The sequence below is a fragment of the Klebsiella variicola genome (assembly GCF_000828055.2).
GTDB lineage: Bacteria > Pseudomonadota > Gammaproteobacteria > Enterobacterales > Enterobacteriaceae > Klebsiella > Klebsiella variicola.
In genome coordinates this window covers 2124001-2142561 of the sequence record NZ_CP010523.2, presented here as the reverse complement: position 1 = coordinate 2142561, position 18561 = coordinate 2124001, and the positions used below count along the sequence as shown (strand labels likewise).

At 62.0% G+C, this 18561-nt stretch carries 15 protein-coding genes; 4 read left to right on the top strand and 11 right to left on the bottom strand.

The genetic code is table 11. The features are described from left to right. Position 1 precedes the first annotated feature (1 nt). Positions 2 to 652 carry a two-component system response regulator NarL gene (gene narL / locus SP68_RS10000; protein WP_002910198.1) on the top strand — a complete coding sequence of 217 codons (651 nt, stop codon included), beginning with the start codon at positions 2 to 4 and terminating at the stop codon, positions 650 to 652. Here narL and SP68_RS09995 read toward each other — a convergent pair. From SP68_RS09995 to nasR, 7 genes are all read right to left on the bottom strand, one after another. Further along, positions 649 to 2031 carry a YchO/YchP family invasin gene (locus tag SP68_RS09995; protein ID WP_022064968.1) on the bottom strand — a complete coding sequence of 461 codons (1383 nt, stop codon included), beginning with the start codon at positions 2029 to 2031 and terminating at the stop codon, positions 649 to 651. The two genes, narL and SP68_RS09995, sit on opposite strands and share 4 nt — an antisense overlap. Before the next feature lie 151 nt (positions 2032 to 2182). Next, entirely contained in the window at positions 2183 to 4789 is a 2607-nt protein-coding gene (locus tag SP68_RS09990) for a nitrate reductase (RefSeq protein WP_040968630.1), read from the bottom strand. After that, positions 4789 to 8856 (bottom strand): nitrite reductase large subunit NirB, encoded by a 4068-nt coding sequence (nirB, locus tag SP68_RS09985; protein WP_077269395.1) that lies wholly within the window; start codon positions 8854 to 8856, stop codon positions 4789 to 4791. The genes SP68_RS09990 and nirB overlap by 1 nt, the downstream gene beginning before the upstream one ends. Before the next feature lie 10 nt (positions 8857 to 8866). Further along, complete coding sequence (locus tag SP68_RS09980) at positions 8867 to 9655, bottom strand: ABC transporter ATP-binding protein (protein ID WP_004145418.1); 789 nt, start codon at positions 9653 to 9655, stop codon at positions 8867 to 8869. Between the two features lie 9 nt (positions 9656 to 9664). Continuing rightward, a complete protein-coding gene (ntrB, locus tag SP68_RS09975; protein ID WP_008804396.1) occupies positions 9665 to 10549 on the bottom strand; it encodes a nitrate ABC transporter permease in 885 nt (294 codons plus the stop codon). A 1-nt stretch (position 10550) separates the two neighbouring features. Further along, positions 10551 to 11807, bottom strand: a complete 1257-nt coding sequence (locus SP68_RS09970) for a CmpA/NrtA family ABC transporter substrate-binding protein (RefSeq protein ID WP_023297843.1) — start codon at positions 11805 to 11807, stop codon at positions 10551 to 10553. A 243-nt stretch (positions 11808 to 12050) separates the two neighbouring features. Beyond that, on the bottom strand, positions 12051 to 13232 hold the full coding sequence (nasR, locus tag SP68_RS09965) for a nitrate regulatory protein NasR (RefSeq protein ID WP_008804394.1): 1182 nt from the start codon (positions 13230 to 13232) through the stop codon (positions 12051 to 12053). A gap of 68 nt (positions 13233 to 13300) precedes the next feature. On the opposite strand from nasR, the gene SP68_RS09960 reads away from it, so the two are divergent. Next, positions 13301 to 13654, top strand: coding sequence for a DsrE/DsrF/TusD sulfur relay family protein (locus SP68_RS09960; RefSeq protein WP_012541343.1), 354 nt, complete (start codon positions 13301 to 13303; stop codon positions 13652 to 13654). 238 nt (positions 13655 to 13892) lie between these two features. Beyond that, positions 13893 to 14135 carry a DUF1883 domain-containing protein gene (locus tag SP68_RS09955; RefSeq protein WP_002910387.1) on the top strand — a complete coding sequence of 81 codons (243 nt, stop codon included), beginning with the start codon at positions 13893 to 13895 and terminating at the stop codon, positions 14133 to 14135. 217 nt (positions 14136 to 14352) lie between these two features. On the opposite strand, the gene SP68_RS09950 is transcribed toward SP68_RS09955, so the two are convergent. Next, positions 14353 to 15033, bottom strand: a complete 681-nt coding sequence (locus SP68_RS09950) for a gamma-glutamylcyclotransferase (RefSeq protein WP_004203203.1) — start codon at positions 15031 to 15033, stop codon at positions 14353 to 14355. Between the two features lie 136 nt (positions 15034 to 15169). Further along, positions 15170 to 15400, bottom strand: coding sequence for a putative cation transport regulator ChaB (chaB, locus tag SP68_RS09945; RefSeq protein ID WP_008804392.1), 231 nt, complete (start codon positions 15398 to 15400; stop codon positions 15170 to 15172). 263 nt (positions 15401 to 15663) lie between these two features. Here chaB and chaA point away from each other — a divergent pair, with 263 nt between their 5' ends. After that, entirely contained in the window at positions 15664 to 16764 is a 1101-nt protein-coding gene (gene chaA / locus SP68_RS09940) for a sodium-potassium/proton antiporter ChaA (RefSeq protein WP_008804391.1), read from the top strand. 87 nt (positions 16765 to 16851) lie between these two features. On the opposite strand, the gene kdsA is transcribed toward chaA, so the two are convergent. Then, positions 16852 to 17706: a 3-deoxy-8-phosphooctulonate synthase gene (gene kdsA, locus SP68_RS09935; protein ID WP_002910393.1), complete on the bottom strand. Its 855-nt coding sequence runs from the start codon at positions 17704 to 17706 to the stop codon at positions 16852 to 16854. Between the two features lie 39 nt (positions 17707 to 17745). Then, the gene (sirB1, locus tag SP68_RS09930; protein WP_008804390.1) at positions 17746 to 18558 is read right to left on the bottom strand and encodes an invasion regulator SirB1; all 813 of its coding nucleotides are present in this window, start codon (positions 18556 to 18558) and stop codon (positions 17746 to 17748) included. Positions 18559 to 18561 lie beyond the last annotated feature (3 nt).

The window sequence follows — 18561 nt, the reverse complement described above, 5'->3', positions numbered from 1 at the left end:
CATGAGTCAACAGGAACGGGCAACCATCCTTCTCATTGACGACCATCCGATGCTGCGCACCGGCGTGAAACAGTTGATCAGCATGGCGCCGGACATCCAGGTGATTGGCGAGGCCAGCAATGGCGCGCAAGGTATCGAGCTGGCGGAATCGCTGGATCCGGACCTGATCCTGCTCGACCTCAATATGCCGGGCATGAATGGCCTGGAAACGCTGGACAAACTGCGTGAGAAATCCCTTTCTGGCCGGGTGGTGGTCTTTAGCGTCTCCAACCATGAAGAGGACGTTGTCACCGCCCTGAAGCGCGGCGCCGATGGCTATCTGCTGAAAGATATGGAGCCGGAAGATCTGCTGAAAGCCCTGCAGCAGGCCGCCGCCGGAGAGATGGTGTTAAGCGAGGCGTTAACCCCGGTGCTGGCCGCCAGCCTGCGCGCCAACCGCGCCACCTCCGATCGCGACATCAGCCAGTTGACCCCGCGCGAGCGCGACATCCTCAAGCTGATCGCCCAGGGACTACCGAACAAAATGATCGCCCGTCGCCTGGATATCACCGAAAGCACCGTCAAAGTACACGTGAAGCACATGCTGAAGAAAATGAAGCTCAAATCCCGGGTGGAAGCCGCGGTATGGGTCCACCAGGAGAGAATTTTCTAAGGCGAGTCCGTCCAGGAGACGCCTGGCGTGGTGAACTTGACCAGCGGCTCGGTCAGCGCCAGAGCGATCTCATTGGAGGAGACGCGCTGCCCCTGTTTATCCTCCACCACCACCGACAGGCGCCAGCGGTTCGCGGCGCCCGGTTCACTGTTCCACACCGGCATAATGACGCTCCAGCCATCCGCGCTGCTGGCATCCACCGGCGGCGTCAGGCTGAGGGCCTGGGTGTCACCCTGCCAGTGCAGCGCCTTGATGCCATGCAGACTATGGATCTGCAGCTTCAACTGCACCGTCTCCCCGGACTGCAGATCCCAGGGCGGCGTGGCCAGATAGACCGTCAGATTTTTGCGCTGACGATACTCCACCACCGGCAGATTATCCCGCTCCGGACTATCGAAGCGGCTCCCGCGCAGCGAATTGCTGATCGCTACCTCGTCTGCGGCCAGCTGCTGCTTAAGGGGGACGCCAAAGCGATAGTTTAGCTTCAGGCCCACATTGTTCTGGCTGACGCCATTTTCCCCCTGCTTATGCTTAGCGGTAACGGTGACCAGCGGGACCGGGGTGTAATTGAGCCCAACGGAGACGGCTACCGGGTTATGGTAGCCGGTACCGGTGTGAAAAAGATCGACGCTATCGCCGAAGTACTGTTCGACGCTGACGCTGGTATTAATGTGCTGGTAGAACGGTAGCCGCGCCTGGGCGGTGACGTCATACCCTGCGGCCATCCGCTGCTCCTGAGTCTGATTATCGCGCAGTTGCCAGTCGCCCAGCGGATGGTAATAGTTTGCCGACAGGCGAAGATATTCTCCCCACGCCTCCGCGCCGACGCTGCCGCGCGCCAGGCTTTCGCTCAACACTTTGTCGTAAAACGAGTTATAGCCCAGCAGCCAGCCGCCGACCCGCCAGCGCTGACCAAGCCCGATGTTGCCCACCAGATCGTTCTCGCGCCGGGTCACCGAATACTGGTTCCACGTCAGGTAACGGTCGTTATCCTGCAACGGCACGAACCAGCTCCCTTTACTGCCGGTGAATTTGCCCTCTTTATCGACCAGCAGGTCGACATTGGCGTTGCCCCACGGCGAGAGCCAGCTCTCCAGCTGATGGCTCACTTCATTGCCGATTTTACTGATGGCGAACAGCTGCGCCTGCTCGCCCGCCGTCAGGCCGTTATCGCTCATGCTGGCCTCGCCAAACTTCTTCGCCACCTCAGCAAAGTGCCGGGCGTCGTCATCGACCTGGGGAGCAATCCCCATATCGGGCAGCGGATCTTGCGCTGGCGTGGGGCGGGTCGTCTCGCTGGCGGTCAGCGCCCAGACGGGAACGCCCGGCAGCAGCAGGAGACAGGTGAACGTTGGCAACAAACGGAAGGACACAGGCATCAACAGATTTTGAGCAGGCTCACAAAAATGGGAAGAAATGTTAGTTTATCGTTTTTTCCCTGCTCCCGCAGCCCTGTGGGCAATTCCAGGAATATACTGAAACCGGTTGGGCAAGGTGTCGCCCAACCGGAGCCGTCGCTGCGCGCCACCGTTACGCCTGGGTTCGGGTTCGTTGCGCCGCCAGCAGCGCGTTGAGTTCCGGCACGCAGGAGCCGCAGTTGGTCCCGCATTTCAGCTTTCCACCCAGCGCCCCGACGCTGGCGCAGCCGCTGGCGATAGCCTCGTTAATTGACCGTTCCCCCACGCCAAAGCAGCTACAGACGATCCGCCCCCGCGGGGCGACGGCGGCGCCCGGTCGGCCGCTAAGCAACGCATGTCGCTGGACGGCATCGGACGGCGGCGCGGCAAAGGCGGCGCTTATCCATACGCTATCCACCGCCGGCTCGCGCGCATCGCTCCACCAGCCGAGCATCAGACTCCCCTGATGCCAGGCCAGCAGGTTCCATACCGCGCCGCCGTCAGCCACCTGTAGCTGCCAGCCGCGCCGGGCGCACCACGCGCTGATCCACTGTCGGGCAGACGCCTCCCCGGCCAGCGAATAGTGCAGCACGCCAGGCGCTGCCCGCCGCCGCCAGTGCCAGGCCGCTGGAAACGGCAGCGGTTCGCGACAAAGCAGCTCGCTGTGCCAGGCCGGTTGCCAGGCGGCGATGGCCACCGCCGCCTGTTTACTTTCCGGCTGGCCGGAATACGGGTCGGTGACGGCGGCCAGCAGGTTATTCACCCGCCCCTGACGGGCAAACTGATTGTTCCAGTGCATCGGAACAAACAGCGAGCCGGGGCGCTGCCCTTCACTGATCGTCACTTTCGCCACCATCACCCCATGCCGCGACCAGATCCGCGCCAGCCCGTCGGCGGGAAGCTGGTAGCGAACGGCATCCTGCGGCGTCACCTCCACCACCGGCTCCGCAATATGCTGCATCAGCCGCGGCACCGCGCCGGTACGGGTCATGGTGTGCCACTGATCGCGGATCCGCCCGCTGTTGAGGATCAGCGGATAAAAGACATCGGTGGTCGCCCGGGTCGGTTGAGGCGTCACCGGCACCATCCGCAGCCTGCCATCGCCATGCCAGCCGCGCGCGATATCCCAGGCGGCCTCGCTGCGACTGACCGGCCAGCGCACCGGCGCCATAGCCTCCCACGCCTCACGGCTGAGATCCGCCAGCGCGCCGATATCAAACGCCCGCTGACCGTCGTTTTCGAAACCGGACAGCGCCGCATGCTCGCGGAAGACGTCATGCGGATGCTGCCAGGCAAACGCCTCGCGATACCCCAGCGCCTGCCCCACTCTGGCGATGATCCACCAGTCCGCTTTCGCCTCCCCCGGCGGCGGCAGAAAGCTGCGCTGACGGGAGATCCGCCGCTCCGAGTTGGTGACCGTGCCATTCTTCTCGCCCCAGGCCAGCGCCGGAAAGCGGATGTGGGCGAAATGTCCGGTATCGGTCTGGGCGGCGACATCCGAGACGATCACCAGCGGACAGGCGGCCAGCGCCTGGCTCACCGCGTGGCTGTCAGGGAGCGACACCACCGGGTTGGTGCCCATGATCCACACCGCTTTGACCTCGCCGCGGCCAATGGCGGCAAACAGCTCCACGGCGGTCAGCCCTGGGGTCTGCGCCAGCCGTTCCGTCCCCCAGAAGCGGGCCAGCCGCTGCAGATCGTCTGGCACAAAATCCATGTGCGCGGCCAGCATCGTCGCCAGCCCGCCGACTTCGCGGCCGCCCATGGCGTTGGGTTGACCGGTCAGCGAAAAGGGGCCGCAGCCGGGGCGGCCATACTTCCCGCTGGCCAGATGGACGTTGATGATGGCGTTACATTTGTCGCTGCCGCTGGCGGATTGATTGATTCCCATGGTGTAGAGGGTGATCGCCCGCGGGGCGGCGATAAACTCGCGATAGAAGGCCGCCACCTCATCGACAGTCAGGCCGCAAAAATCCGCTACCTTCGCCACGTCCCAGCCTCTCGCCTCGGCCAGCGCCTGTGAGCCATCGCGAAAGCCGTCGATGCAGGCTCCGGCCTGCGCCACGGCGTTAAGCAGCCCCACGAACAGCCCACCGTCGCTCCCCGGGGCCAGCGCCAGATGGCGGTCGGCGATCTCGCAGGTGGCGGTGCGCCGGGGGTCGATCACCACGATCCGCAGTCGGGGATTATCCCGCTTCGCCTGCGCCAGCCGCTGGAACAGCACCGGGTGCGCCCAGGCGGCGTTCGAGCCGACCAGCACCACCAGATCGCTGTTTTCCACATCCTCATAGCTACAGGGCACCACATCGGCGCCAAAGGCCCGTTTGTAGCCGGTCACCGCCGACGACATGCACAGCCGCGAATTGGTGTCGATGTTCGCCGCGCCGATAAATCCCTTCATCAGCTTGTTGGCGGCATAGTAATCCTCGGTTAACAGCTGGCCAGAGGCGTAGAAGGCCACCGCCTGCGGGCCGTGCTGGTCGATAACCTGTTGCAGACGCGCAGCGGTCTCCGCCAGCGCCTGCGGCCAGGCTACCTGCTGGCCGTCGACCTCCGGCGCCAGCAGCCGCCCCGCCAGGCCCGTGGTCTCCCCGAGGGCCGCCCCTTTGACGCACAGGCGGCCGAGGTTGGCCGGGTGCTGATCGTCGCCGCGCACGCTCACCTGCCCCGCGTCGTCCACGCTCGCCAGCACCCCGCAGCCTACGCCGCAGTAGGGGCAGGTCGTTCGGATGGTCTGCATCAGGAGGCCTCCGCTCGGGCCAGCAGCTGCTGGCTGCCCACCCACACTTTGCCGTTTTCCACTTTCACCGGCCAGGCGCGTACCGCCTGTTCACTGCCGTCGCACGGCCAGCCGTCACGCAGGCGGATCCGCTGTTTGTACAGCGGGGAGATCACCACCGGCTCGCCGCCGACGTCCCCTAACAGCCCGCGTGACAGCACGTTGGCCGCGCTGCCCGGCTCGCGGTTGTCCAGGGCGTAGACCCGATCGCCAAAGCGGAACAGGGCAATCTGCCGCTCCCCTAAGCGGGCGCCGATCCCCGCCTGCGCCGGGATGGCGTCAAGGTCGCATACCGCCTGCCACGGCCGGGATGGGAGTTCGCCCTCGGGCAACGTCTCAGTCAGCAACAGCTGCGGCTGACCACGCAGCTCGTGACGCTGCACCGCCTCGTCCGGCTGGTCGCTGTTCACGAAGGAGCGGAACAGCGCCAGACGCTGCGGATCGTTGAGGGTGGTCTGCCACTCGCACTGGTAGCTGTCGACGATCCGGGCCATCTCCTGCTCCAGCTCCTCGCCAATGCCGAGACTATCCTCCAGCACCACCTGCCGCAGATAGGCGACGCCGCCCTCCAGGTTATCCATCCAGGTGCTGGTCCGCTGCAGGCGATCGGCGGTACGGATATAGAACATCAGCAGACGATCGATGCTGCGGATCAGCGTCGCTTCGTCGAGATCGCTGGCAAACAGGTCGGCGTGACGCGGTTTCATCCCGCCGTTGCCGCAGACGTACAGATTCCAGCCTTTATCGGTGGCAATCACCCCGATATCTTTCCCCTGGGCTTCGGCACATTCGCGGGTGCAGCCGGAGACCGCCATCTTGATTTTGTGCGGGGCGCGCAGCCCTTTATAGCGATGCTCGAGCCGCACGGCGAGCCCGGTGGAGTCCTGCACGCCGTAGCGACACCAGGTTGAGCCGACGCAGGATTTCACCGTGCGCAGCGACTTGCCGTAGGCGTGGCCGGTTTCAAACCCGGCGTCGGCCAGCTCGCGCCAGATAGCCGGCAGCTGTTCCAGCCGCGCGCCAAACAGATCGATACGCTGGCCGCCGGTCACTTTGCTGTAAAGCTGGTAACGTTTGGCGATCTGCCCGATAGCGATCAGCCCGTCCGGCGTCACTTCCCCCGCCGCCATCCGCGGCACCACCGAATAGCTCCCGTCCTTCTGAATATTGGCGAAATAGCGGTCGTTGGTATCCTGCAGCGGCAGGTGCGCCGGCTTCAGCAGGTACTCGTTCCAGCAGGAAGCCAGCACCGAGGCCACCAGCGGTTTGCAGACATCACAGCCGTGTCCCTGGCCGTAGCGGCTAATGAGCTGCTCGAAGGTATGGATATGATTGACCCGTACCAGGTGGTAAATCTCCTGGCGCGACCACGGGAAATGCTCGCAGACGTCTTTTTTCACTTCGACGCCCTGCTCCGCCAGCTGGTACTCCATCACCTGTTTCACCAGCGCGCTGCAGCCGCCGCAGCCGGTGGCCGCTCTGGTGCAGCTTTTTATCGCCGCCATATCCCCCGCCCCATTGTTCACCGCCTGGCAGATATCGCCTTTGCTGACATTATGGCAGGAGCAGATCGGCGCGCTGTCGGGCAGCGCCGCGACGCCGAGCGCCTTCGGCGCGGCGCCCTCCAGCGCGGGCAGGATCAGGCTCTCCGGACGCGGCGGCAGCGCCATGCCGTTCAGCATCATCTGCAGCAGCGTGGCATAGTCGCTGGCCTCCCCCACCAGCACGCCGCCAAGCAGGGTTTTGCCGTCCTGACTGACGACGATTTTTTTGTACACCTGCTGCGGACCGTCGGTCCATTGATAGCTCTGGCAGCCCGGCGTGCGCCCCTGCGCATCGCCAAATGAGGCGACGTCCACCCCCAGCAGCTTCAGTTTGGTACTCATGTCGGCGCCGCTAAAGCAGGCGTCTTCTCCCGCGAGGGTGGCCGCGGCGATACGCGCCATCTGATAGCCCGGCGCCACCAGACCGTAAATTTTATTGTCCCACAGGGCGCATTCGCCTATCGCCAGCACGTCCGGGTCAGAGGTGCGGCACTGGCCGTCGATGTGAATGCCCCCGCGTTCGCCCACCTGCAGCATGCAACCGCGGGCCAGCGCGTCCTGCGGACGGATCCCCGCCGAGAAGACCACCATGTCGGTCCGCAGCGCGCCGCCGTCGGCAAAGTTCAGCCGCAGGCCGTCGGCCTCGCACACGATGGCGGTGGTCGCTTTGCTGGTATGCACCCCCACGCCGAGGGCGACGATCTTCTCCCGCAGCATCGCCGCCCCGCCGTTATCCAGCTGGACGGCCATCAGGTTCGGGGCAAACTCCACTACGTGCGTGTCCAGCCCCAGCTGTTTCAGGGCGTTAGCCGCCTCCAGCCCGAGCAGGCCGCCGCCGATAACCACTCCGGTCTTCGCCGCGGCGGCATGGGCGGCGATACGGTCGAGATCGTCAAGAGTGCGGTAGACAAAGCACCCGTCGAGATCGTTGCCAGGGATCGGCGGAACAAAGGGATAGGAGCCGGTCGCCAGCACCAGTTTATCCCAGTGGGTTTCATGTCCCTCGGCGTCTCGCACCAGCCGCGCGTCGCGGTCGATCGTCGCCACCGCCTCGCCGAGGCGGAGTTCGATGCCGTGCTGGTGAAAGAAATCATCGGCCACCAGCGACAGCGATTGAGCGCTGCGCCCGGCGAAATATTCGGAGAGATGGACCCGGTCGTAGGCGGCGTAACGCTCTTCGCCAAACACCACGATTCGATATTGCTGATGCAGGTTGCGGCTCACGCATTGTTCGAGAAAATGGTGGCCGACCATGCCATGTCCCACCAGCACTAATACAGGTTTCGTCATCGTCATTATTCCTGCAGCCTGCGGCTGCGTTGAAGAGGGGTCAAAAAGCCAGTCCGCGGTGGCGGGCTCGTCGCTTTCCAGGCGCGCGGTGAGCGCGGCGGCGGCGGTGCAGTCGCCCATCAGCAGCACGCCGCGCAGGCGGCCGTCGCGCAGCAGCAGGCGACGGTAGTGGCGATCGATGGGGTCCCAGCTGGTATAGATGTCATCCTGTTCGCCGGCCTGCTGCTCCCCGACGCTAAAGAGTTCAATGCCGGTAACCTTCAGGCGGGTCCCGGCGTCCTGCCAGACAAAGCCCTCACCGGGGGCGCCGCACAGGCGATCCGCCAGTACCTCGGCCTGGCGCAGGCAGGGAGCCACCAGCCCCCAGGTCTGGCCGTCAATTTCGCAACATTCCCCGACGGCGCTGATCCCCGGCAGCGAGGCGGCCATCTGGCGGTCAACCACGATCCCCCGCTGACACAGCACGCCGCTCTGCGCCGCCAGACGGCTGTTAGGCTGCACGCCGGCGGCCAGCACCACTCTGGCGGCACGGAAAGCGCGCCCGTCCGCCAGCCGCACGCCATCCTCTTCGATGGCGGCGATCCGGCATTCCAGCACACAGCGGATGCCGCGCGCTTCAAGCTGCTGCCTGAGCTCATCGGCGGCAAAAGCGTCGGTCAGCGGCGCCATTAATCCGCTGCCACGATGCAGAAGAGTGACCTCCCCGCCGTGGCGACGCAGCGCCGCCGCCGCTTCCACACCCAGAACCCCACCGCCAATCACCACCGCCGGCCCGGGTATCGCCAGAATACGTTCCACGTCCGCCAGGGTGCGGAAGGGGATAACCTGCGGACGATCACTGCCCGGCAGCGGCGGGATAAAGGGCCGCGAACCGGTGGCGAACACCAGCTCGTCCCACGGTAGCCAGGTTTCCGCGATGCGCAGCCGCCGTTGCTCAACATCGACTTCATCGACCGCCTCGCCGGACCGCAGGCACACCCCGTGCCGGGTGTACCACTCCGCCGGCAGCAACGGGAGCTGCGCCGCCGTTTTTTCGCCAGCCAGCAGCGGCGAGAGCTGAATGCGGTTATAGGCCGGATGCGGCTCGTCGCCGACGACAGTAATGGCAAACTGCGCGGGGTCGCGCTCAACCAGTCGCTGCACCAGTCGGGTGGCTGCCATGCCGTTACCGATCACCACCAGTCGCCGCGTCATGACCGCCTCCTCACGCCGCTTTCGGCTGTTTTTCATACAAAAAATGCAGGATCTGCTGGCGCAGATGGTGATACCGGCTGTCGTCCGCCAGCTGAACGCGGTGACGCGGACGCGGCAGATCGACCGCGAGGATCTCACCGACCGTCGCCGCCGGACCGTTGGTCATCATCAGCACCCGATCCGAGAGCAGCACCGCTTCATCAACGTCGTGGGTGATCATGACGATGGTAGTATTAAGCTCCTGCTGAATATGCATCACCGTGTCCTGGAGGTGGGCGCGGGTCAGCGCGTCCAGGGCACCGAAGGGCTCATCAAGCAACAGCACCTTCGGCTTCATCGCCAGCGCCCGGGCGATACCTACCCGCTGCTTCATACCGCCGGAGATCTCCCCGGGACGTTTGTGCAGCGCATGCCCCATCTGCACGCGCGCCAGGTTGTGTTCGATCCACTCCCGGCGCTCACTCTTGCTCATGGTGCGACGGAACACCTGATCCACCGCCAGCGCCACATTATCGAAACAGCTCAGCCACGGCAGCAGCGAGTGGTTCTGGAAAACCACCGCCCGCTCCGGCCCGGGCCCGGCGATTTCCCGGTTATCGCACAGCAGTCCGCCCTCGGTGGGCGTCGTGATCCCGGCGATCAGATTCAGCAGGGTCGATTTTCCGCAGCCCGAGTGGCCGATCAGACTGATGGTCTCCCCTTCGACGATATCGAAGGAAACATTCTGCAGCGCCAGGAACTCGCCGCTGGCGGTGTTAAAGCGCTGGCTGACGGCCTGCACCTGAATTAATGGTTTCATGTTGGCTCCTTATTTGTCCTGCCAGCTAAAGCGGCGGGCGAGCAGCATCAGACCCTGCTCCAGCAGCAGGCCGACGACGCCGATAATGACGATGGCGATGATGATGTTTTCCACATTGAGGTTGTTCCACTCGTTCCAGATCCAGAAGCCGATCCCCAGCCCGCCGGTGAGCATTTCCGCCGCCACGATCACCAGCCAGGCGATGCCGATGGAGAGACGCACGCCGGTGAGCACCGCCGGCAGCACTGCCGGAAAGAGAATTTTGCGCATCACCGTCCACTCCGAGAGCTGGAGGACGCGGGCGACATTGAGATAGTCCTGCGGGATCCGCCGCACGCCTTCCGCGGTGTTGATCACCATCGGCCAGATGGAGCAGATAAAAATGGTCCAGCTGGAGGCCGGCTCCGCCTTCTGGAACAGCAGCAGGCCAATCGGCAGCCAGGCCAGCGGGCTGACCGGGCGCAGCAGGGCAATCAGCGGATTAAACATGCGGGCGAAGAACAGCGAACGGCCGATCAAAAACCCCAGCGGAATGCCCGCCAGCGCCGCCAGGCCGAAGCCCACCGCCACGCGCTGCAGGGAGGCCAGCACGTTCCAGCCGATGCCCATGTCATTGGGCCCGTCCTGATAGAACGGATCGGCAAACAGCGTCAGCGCCGAGTCCAGCGTGCTCAGCGGCGTGGGAAAACCTTTGCTGTGCATCGCCGCCAGCTGCCAGGCCAGCAGCAGCACCCCCAACCCCAACAGCGGGGGCAGCAGGCGCTGAATGAGCTCACGCAGCCAGCGCGTGACGGTTGGCGTGGTGCGCCGGACCTGCACCGGCGGCAGGATAATCACTTCGCCAGGCGCGTTCTCCACGCTGACGACCGGTTGCTTACGTTGTGCCTGCTTCATCTCATGCCCCCTTACGTTGAATGGCAAAATGGCGGGCGTAGCCTTCCGGGTCAGACCCGTTCCAGACCGTACCGTCCATCAGTGTGCTGTTACGCATCGTGGCTGCCGGGGTGCTGATCCCGCCGACCGCCTGGGCGGCAGCCTGCCAGACGTCGATGCGGTTAATGCGCGACGCCACCGCGAGGTAATCCGGAGCCTGCTTCAGCAACCCCCAGCGGCGGAACTGGGTGAGGAACCACATTCCGTCCGACAGCCAGGGGAAACTCACCTCGCCCCCGGCCCAGAAGCGCATCGGATGGGCATCCTGCCAGCGGCGGCCGAGACCGTTGTCATACTCCCCCAGCATCCGGCCGGTGAGGTACTGTTCCTTGGTATTGAGCCAGCCGCGTCTGGCGAGCAGGCGGGCCGTCTCCTGAGTGTTCTCCGGCGAGGCGGCGATCCAGCGCTGCGCCTCCATCAGGGCCGCCACCAGCGCGCGGGCGGTGTTCGGGTTACGTTCCACCCAGTCGCGACGGGTGCCCAGCACCTTTTCCGGATGCTCGGGCCAGATATCCTGGGAAGTGGCCGCGGTGAAGCCAATGCGGTCGTTAATGGCGCGCGCGTTCCACGGCTCGCCGACGCAAAAGCCGCTCATATTGCCGATGCGCATGTTCATCACCATCTGCGGCGGCGGCACCACGACGGTGCGCACATCGTTAAAGGGATCGATACCGGCGCTCGCCAGCCAGTAGTAGAGCCACATGGCATGGGTGCCGGTGGGAAAGGTATGGGCGAAGGTGTAGCTGCCCGGTGCGCTGCGGTCGATCAGCCGTTTCAGCCCGCTGAGGTCGGTTACCCCTTTCTCCTGCAGTTCGCTGGAGAGGGTGATGGCCTGACCATTGCGGTTGAGGGTCATCAGATTAGCCATCGCCTGCGGCTTGCTGGCGATCCCCAGTTCAAGACCGTACAGCAGGCCGTAGAGAATATGCGCCGCGTCCAGCTCACCGGCCACCAGCTTGTCGCGCACCGCCGCCCAGCTGGCTTCCTTACTCGCCACCAGGGTGATGCCATACTTTTTGTCAAACCCCTTCGCCGCGGCGATAGCCAGCGGCGCGCAATCGGTCAGCGGAATAAATCCGACCCGCACGCGGGTTTGCTCCGGTTTGTCCGATCCGCCGGCCCATGCGGCCTGCATCACCCCCGGCAGCAGCATCGCGCCGCCCAGCGCGGCCCCTGCCTGCAGCAAGCGCCGCCGGGAAATTGAAAACTTGTCGCTCATATCCGCTCCACCACGCGCAAAAAAAAAAGCGTCCGACAGTGCATACGCACTGCAGGACGCCTTTATCCACGGACACCCGAACCGCCATTGGTTCGTTGTCCGGACTTTTATTCACTCAATAAGTAATGCAAACGGGATGCCAGCTTTGGCAATCGCGCGCTGGCAGGCTTTTTCCCAACATTGGCCGGTTTTTCACGTAAAAGTGCACCGCCGACAGGCAGAGAATGCCCATCGATTGTGCATCTACTCCTTTGGTGTTAGCGGCCAAATCGCCTTCACCATCAGCAGCGCGCGGGCTATCTCAACCATGCGCTGATTTTTGTCCATGGCCATCTTGCGCAGCGTCTGCCAGGCCTGCTCCTCCTGCATTCCCTGGTGCGTCATCAGCAGGCTTTTCGCTTTTTCGATCAGCTTGCGTTCTTCGAGCGCGTCTTTCAGCGAGGCCAGCTGGCTGGAGAGCTGCTGCAGCTCATAGGCCTGCTGGCGCACCAGCGGCAGCAGCTGTTTATCCAGATGCGGAGTCAGGGTATCGACTTCCTCGCCGGCCAGCCAGCCAGGCGCGTCGTCCACTAACAGCGCGTCGGTGGCGTTCAGCAGATCGTCGATCAATTGCTCTTCCACTTCGCGCAGGTGTTCAAGCCGCTGGGTTTGCAGGCCAAACCAGCGCAGCGCCGTTTCCCCGCCGTCGGCGGCCGGCTGGCGGGTACAGGCGATCCGCCGCAGTTGCTCAATGTCCAGGCCGGCCTGGCATTGGGTGATAAACAGCTGGACGGTCGCCGGGCTGCCCAGCGCCTGAAAGCTATCGAAGCAGGGCTGCTGACCGTCAATACGGTCCACCAGCTGCTGGCGCAGGCTGTCGCTGAACTCGCCGCGGGTAAAGCCCAGAGCGCCCAGCGCGCGCTCCTGACCCACCAGCTCTTTACCCTGCATAAAGCTGTACAGGGCGACCATGCGGCCGGCCACAGGCGGATCGTCAATGCTGTCATTGAGCTGCGGGACGATGTTCAGCAGATGGCGGATGACACGGCTGAACTGCTCCGTCGCGGCTTCCGCGGCAATCTGCCGGCGGGCGATCTGCTCGCGCAGCGCCGGAAGCTGCAGCAGATCGCCAACCGCCCTGGCAATGCGCCAGCACAGCGCGCTGCCGGCGACCGTACGTGCCCGTTCGAGACTGGCATAGAACAGCGCTAACCGCTCATCAACCAGCGCCCCGCCCGCCCGACACTCCGCCGCATACAGTTGGCCGCCCGAGCAAAGAAAAATATTCGACGCCCCGCGCTCGCACTGCAGCATATGCACCAGCGCGCTGAGCTGGCTGGCCAGTTCCCCCAGTTGGCTAAGCTGCTGAAGTTGTTGTTTTTGCAGGCGACGCGCCAGCTGCAGCCAGGCCGTCTCATCGTGCGCGTGACCAGTCGTATTATTCATACCCCTCCTCCGGGTTAACGCTTTATACTGCGGTAAAGCAATAACCGTGCCTTTAAGAAGGAGTTTGTATGCAACGTATTGTGATTATCGCCAACGGCGCCGCCTATGGCAGCGAATCCCTGTTCAACAGCCTGCGCCTGGCCATTGCCCTGCGCGAGCAACAGTCCGACCTCGATCTCAAGCTGTTTCTGATGTCCGACGCCGTCACCGCCGGGCTGCGCGGGCAGAAGCCGGCGGAAGGATACAATGTGCAACAGATGCTGGAGATCCTCACCGCCCAGCAGGTGCCGGTGAAGTTGTGCAAAACCTGCGCGGACGGCCGCGGCGTCAGCGCGCTACCGCTGATTGACGGCGTGGAGGTCGGTACTCTGGTTGAGCTGGCCCAGTGGACGCTGGCGGCAGATAAAGTGCTGACCTTCTGAATGTAGGCCGTCGAACGGGATGAAATGTCACGTATTGGCGCTTGAAGAGACAAAAAAAACGTTAGCTGAATGCTTTCAGGAACAACGTCATTTTTGTTTAATCTTTATCCCTTTTTTTGATCAAAATCAGCATCCCGGCCCGCGCCGTTTGGTGTGATGCACAGAGCAAAGTGTGAACAATATCACGCGAGGACTGGGTGGGCAGGATGCTGTAGCGGGACAGAAACGGGGTACAAAAATGGCGATGGTTAAAGCAAGTTTGACGTTATTTGGTGGTGACACACTGGTGGTGCGGTGTTCAGAGCGCTGCCATATTCATCTAATGAGCGCGAAGGTCCCGGGCGATAGCCATGCGGATATTCTGAGCGTGCAGGATCGGGATAGCGCCTATCTGACGGTGCCCTACAGCGGCACCTGGAACGTGCTTATCGACAGTCACAGCCAGTCACTGGAGCACTCCATCAGCTACGTGCCAGCCTGACAGTTACTATCAGAACATACGCCCGGCCGTGCCGGGCGTGAGATTCATGACAAACCTCATGCAATCATTGTGCTTGCAGATTGCACCAGAAAAATAACAGGGAAAATCAATTTATTGATTTTCGGCTGATAACCACCAGTAAGGAAAAACCACGCTTTTTCCTTACTGGTCAGCAATCGGACGCCCGGCCATGCCGGGCGTTTTCTTTTGCGCGCGCTCAGGCCAGGCCCGGCGTCGGACTCTCGCCCAACAGCGCGCGTACGCTGGCCACCAGGTCATCGAGACTGGCGTCGTGCATCCCCAGCTTGCTTAGCGCCTGCTCGAGCGAAAACAGATACTGGGCGTTGGTGCCGAGCGGCCCGCTGGCCCGGGCGATCAGCGGGGCGATAACCTGGGCGCTGGTATCCGGTTCAAACAGTGGATGGCGCGGATCCATAATAAACACCAGGGCATTCACCGTCCGTCCGTCGTCCAGCTCCAGCTTGCACCAGGTGGGCAGATAGCAGCCGGTGATCATCTCCCGCTTCCACAGCAGGGTCAGCTCTTCTTCCAGCGTGTCGTCAGGCAAACGATAGGCGACGCCGGTGGTTCGGCCGCCCTCTTTGAGAGCGAGCATACGTCCCGGCTGGCAGGCGCTACCGCGCCCGGCGGTCAACCGCAGGCAAAACGCACGGTGCCAGCCCGGCAGCGTACCGGTGCAGGACTCGCGATAATTGAGCGCCGGGTTCCAGATAAGCGAACCGTAGCCAAAGATCCATACTGAGCCATCATCCGGGCGGCAGGCCAGCGTCGCCGCCAGCGAGGCTGCACGTTGTTCTGCCGACCAGAGTAGCGATTCCTCAATAGCGCCAAACGCTGTCTTACAATCCGCATTCATTAAGAAATCACGAGTTAACACTGTTTACTACCTCCGCCACTGCCCGCTTCCCGGCGTTCGTCTCATGCATCCGTCAATATTGCTGAAATATTATCCAGCTTTATCCTTCAATAAGCAATCAGCGGGGCGCTGGCAAGCATAAAAGCGGCGTCAGCAATTATTTTTTCTTATGCCACTTATCATCATCGCCTTTCTCGTAACTGTTCTTCACCGCCGCCCAGGCGACTTTGTGCGCCGTCTCTTCGCGGCTGGCGTCATCGCGCCGCTCATCTTTATCTTTATATTGATCCCAGGCGCTGTTAAACGCTTCTTTATAAATTTCCTGCGCATGAGCAGGCAGAACATGCTGAACGCTGTCGGGGAGTTCTTGTTTATTGCGATAGGGCATACTGACCTCCTGTTTGAGCATTAAATTTAAGTCTGGTACGCAAGCGGCTGGCTATCAAGGTCAAAATGAGTAGAAAAATTATTTTAGTAATTATCTGAATAGTAAGAACTAAATAGTGGTAAACATAAATTATAATAAACTAATCAAGATATCACTCGATACCCGTAAATTTAAGTAAAAAACCAGCGGTAATTTATCAAAATCTGTTACTTTACCGCCCTACGTTTTTATAATTATAACACCTGCATAAATGGAGATGGTTCATGACCCATGCACATGAGGCGGTAAAAACCCGCCATAAGGAGTCTTCCCTCGTCTTTCCGGTGCTGGCGCTGGCGGTGCTGTTTTTCTGGGGCAGCAGCCAGTCACTGCCAGTGGTTATCGCAATTAATATCCTCGCGCTGGTCGGTATTTTAAGCAGCGCCTTCAGCGTGGTCCGCCACGCCGACGTCCTCGCCCACCGCCTGGGCGAGCCCTATGGCTCCCTGATCCTCAGCCTGTCGGTGGTTATCCTTGAGGTCAGTCTGATCTCGGCGTTAATGGCCACCGGTGACGCCGCGCCGACCCTGATGCGTGATACGCTCTACTCCATTATTATGATCGTCACCGGCGGTCTGGTCGGTTTCTCTCTGCTGCTGGGCGGGCGTAAATTTGCCACCCAATATATGAATCTGTTCGGCATTAAGCAGTATCTTATCGCCCTGTTTCCGCTGGCGATTATCGTGCTGGTGTTTCCGATGGCGCTGCCGGGCGCAAACTTCAGCACCGGGCAATCGCTGCTGGTGGCGGTGATCTCGGCGGCCATGTACGGCGTTTTCCTGCTGATTCAAACCAAAACCCATCAGAGTCTGTTTGTTTATGAGCATGAAGACGACAGCGACGATGACGACCCGCACCACGGTAAACCGTCTGCCCACAGCAGCGGGTGGCATACCGCCTGGCTGCTGGTGCACCTGGTGGCAGTGATCGCGGTCACCAAAATGAACGCCAATCCGCTGGAAACGCTGTTGACCAGCATGAACGCCCCGGTGGCCTTTACCGGCTTCCTGGTGGCCCTGCTGATCCTGTCGCCGGAAGGCCTTGGCGCCCTCAAAGCGGTGCTCAACAATCAGGTACAGCGGGCGATGAACCTGTTTTTCGGCTCCGTACTGGCCACCATCTCGCTGACGGTCCCGGTGGTCACCCTCATCGCCTTCCTGACCGGCAATGAGCTGCGCTTTGGCCTTGGCGCCCCGGAGATGGTGGTGATGGTCGCCTCGCTGGTGCTGTGCCATATCTCCTTCTCCACCGGGCGCACCAATGTGCTGAACGGCGCGGCCCACCTGGCGCTGTTCGCCGCCTATCTGATGACCATTTTCGCCTGACCCCGCTTACCCGCCCGGCGGAGTCCGGGCGAAAAAAAAGCCTGCCGGTGTTAACACCGGCAGGCTTTTTCAGTGATGCGGTCAGGCTTACTTGCTGGTATCCAGCTCGTCGAAGCTTTTCACCAGATCGTCAATCGCTTTCATCTGCTTGAGGAACGGCTCCAGTTTATCCAGCGGCAGCGCGGACGGGCCGTCGCATTTCGCGTGGTCCGGATCCGGATGCGCTTCGATAAACAGACCGGCGATACCCACCGCCATACCGGCGCGGGCCAGCTCGCTCACCTGCGCACGACGACCGCCGGAAGCGGCGCCAAACGGGTCGCGGCACTGCAGCGCGTGGGTGACGTCGAAGATAACCGGCGAGTTGTTGGAGGCTTTCTTCATCACGCCGAAGCCGAGCATATCCACGACCAGGTTGTCGTAACCGAAGTTAGCGCCGCGGTCGCAGAGGATCACTTTGTCGTTACCGCCTTCGATAAACTTATCGACGATATTGCCCATCTGACCCGGGCTGACGAACTGCGGCTTCTTGACGTTGATCACCGCCCCGGTTTTGGCCATCGCTTCCACCAGGTCAGTCTGGCGCGCGAGGAAGGCCGGAAGCTGGATCACGTCCACCACGTCAGCCACCGGCTGCGCCTGGCTGGCTTCATGAACGTCGGTGATGATTTTCACGCCAAAGGTCTGCTTCAGCTCCTGGAAAATCTTCATCCCTTCTTCCAGACCCGGACCACGATAGGAGTGGATGGAGGAACGGTTGGCTTTATCAAAGGAGGCTTTGAAGACGTAGGGGATGCCAAGCTTCTGCGTAACGGTGACGTAATGTTCGCAGATGCGCATCGCCAGGTCGCGCGACTCCAGCACGTTCATCCCGCCGAACAGCACGAACGGCAGGTCGTTTGCTACGTTGATATCACCAATGCTAACCACTTTTTGTTTCATAAGTTCGCCTTATCAGGGTGTAACCGGAATGGTTCCAGACTAATGCAATGTAATTTGTTTGTGCGAAATCGTGTTGATCTGCGCGCGGATCATCTCACTGATCGGATCCTCCGGGCACTGCTCAACGAAATAGCTCAGATCCAACAGCGCCACGTGATCGCAGTCCAGCTGGGCGTATATCAGCCCGCGGTCGCGGATCTCATACGGATCTTCCGGGTTAAACTGCAGCAGCGCTTCGCTGGCGCGCAGAGCCAGCTCCATCTGCCGCTCTTCCATCAGCGCCGACTTCAGGGTGTCCAGCAGCTTGCGGATCACCTCGGCGTTATCCGCTTCGTCGAGATCTTCATTAAACAGTTCCGCCACCGGCCCGATGTTGCCCTTCAGCCATACCTCCAGGGTATGTTCGTCGAGGGTCTCGCCGTTAAACGGATTAATCAGCCACATCTCTTCGCTGGTTTCCGGATCCGCACGCAACAGCATTTGGGTCGGGAAGATCACCGGCACCACCGGCAGCGCCAGGCGCTGGGCGATCCACAGCAGGATCGCGCCTAACGACACCGCGCTCCCCTGACGGTTGACCAGCACTTTATCCAGCCATAACGCGTCGGAAAGACGATAAATGCCCTGCGAAGCGCCAAAGCCCCACTCGTCGTAAAACAGCGCCAGCAGGCGTTCTATCTGGCGCTCCTGGTCCCACGACGGCGCAATCTCCTCCTGCGCGAGGCGCAGCAGCCGCTGCAGCTCTTCCTCGACAAAACGCGACGGAAAATCGTCGCGGACCTGTTCAGAAATGAGGACCATGCCATCACACAATGGCGCTTTGTTAAATTCGAAATCCGCTAATGACCCCATGCC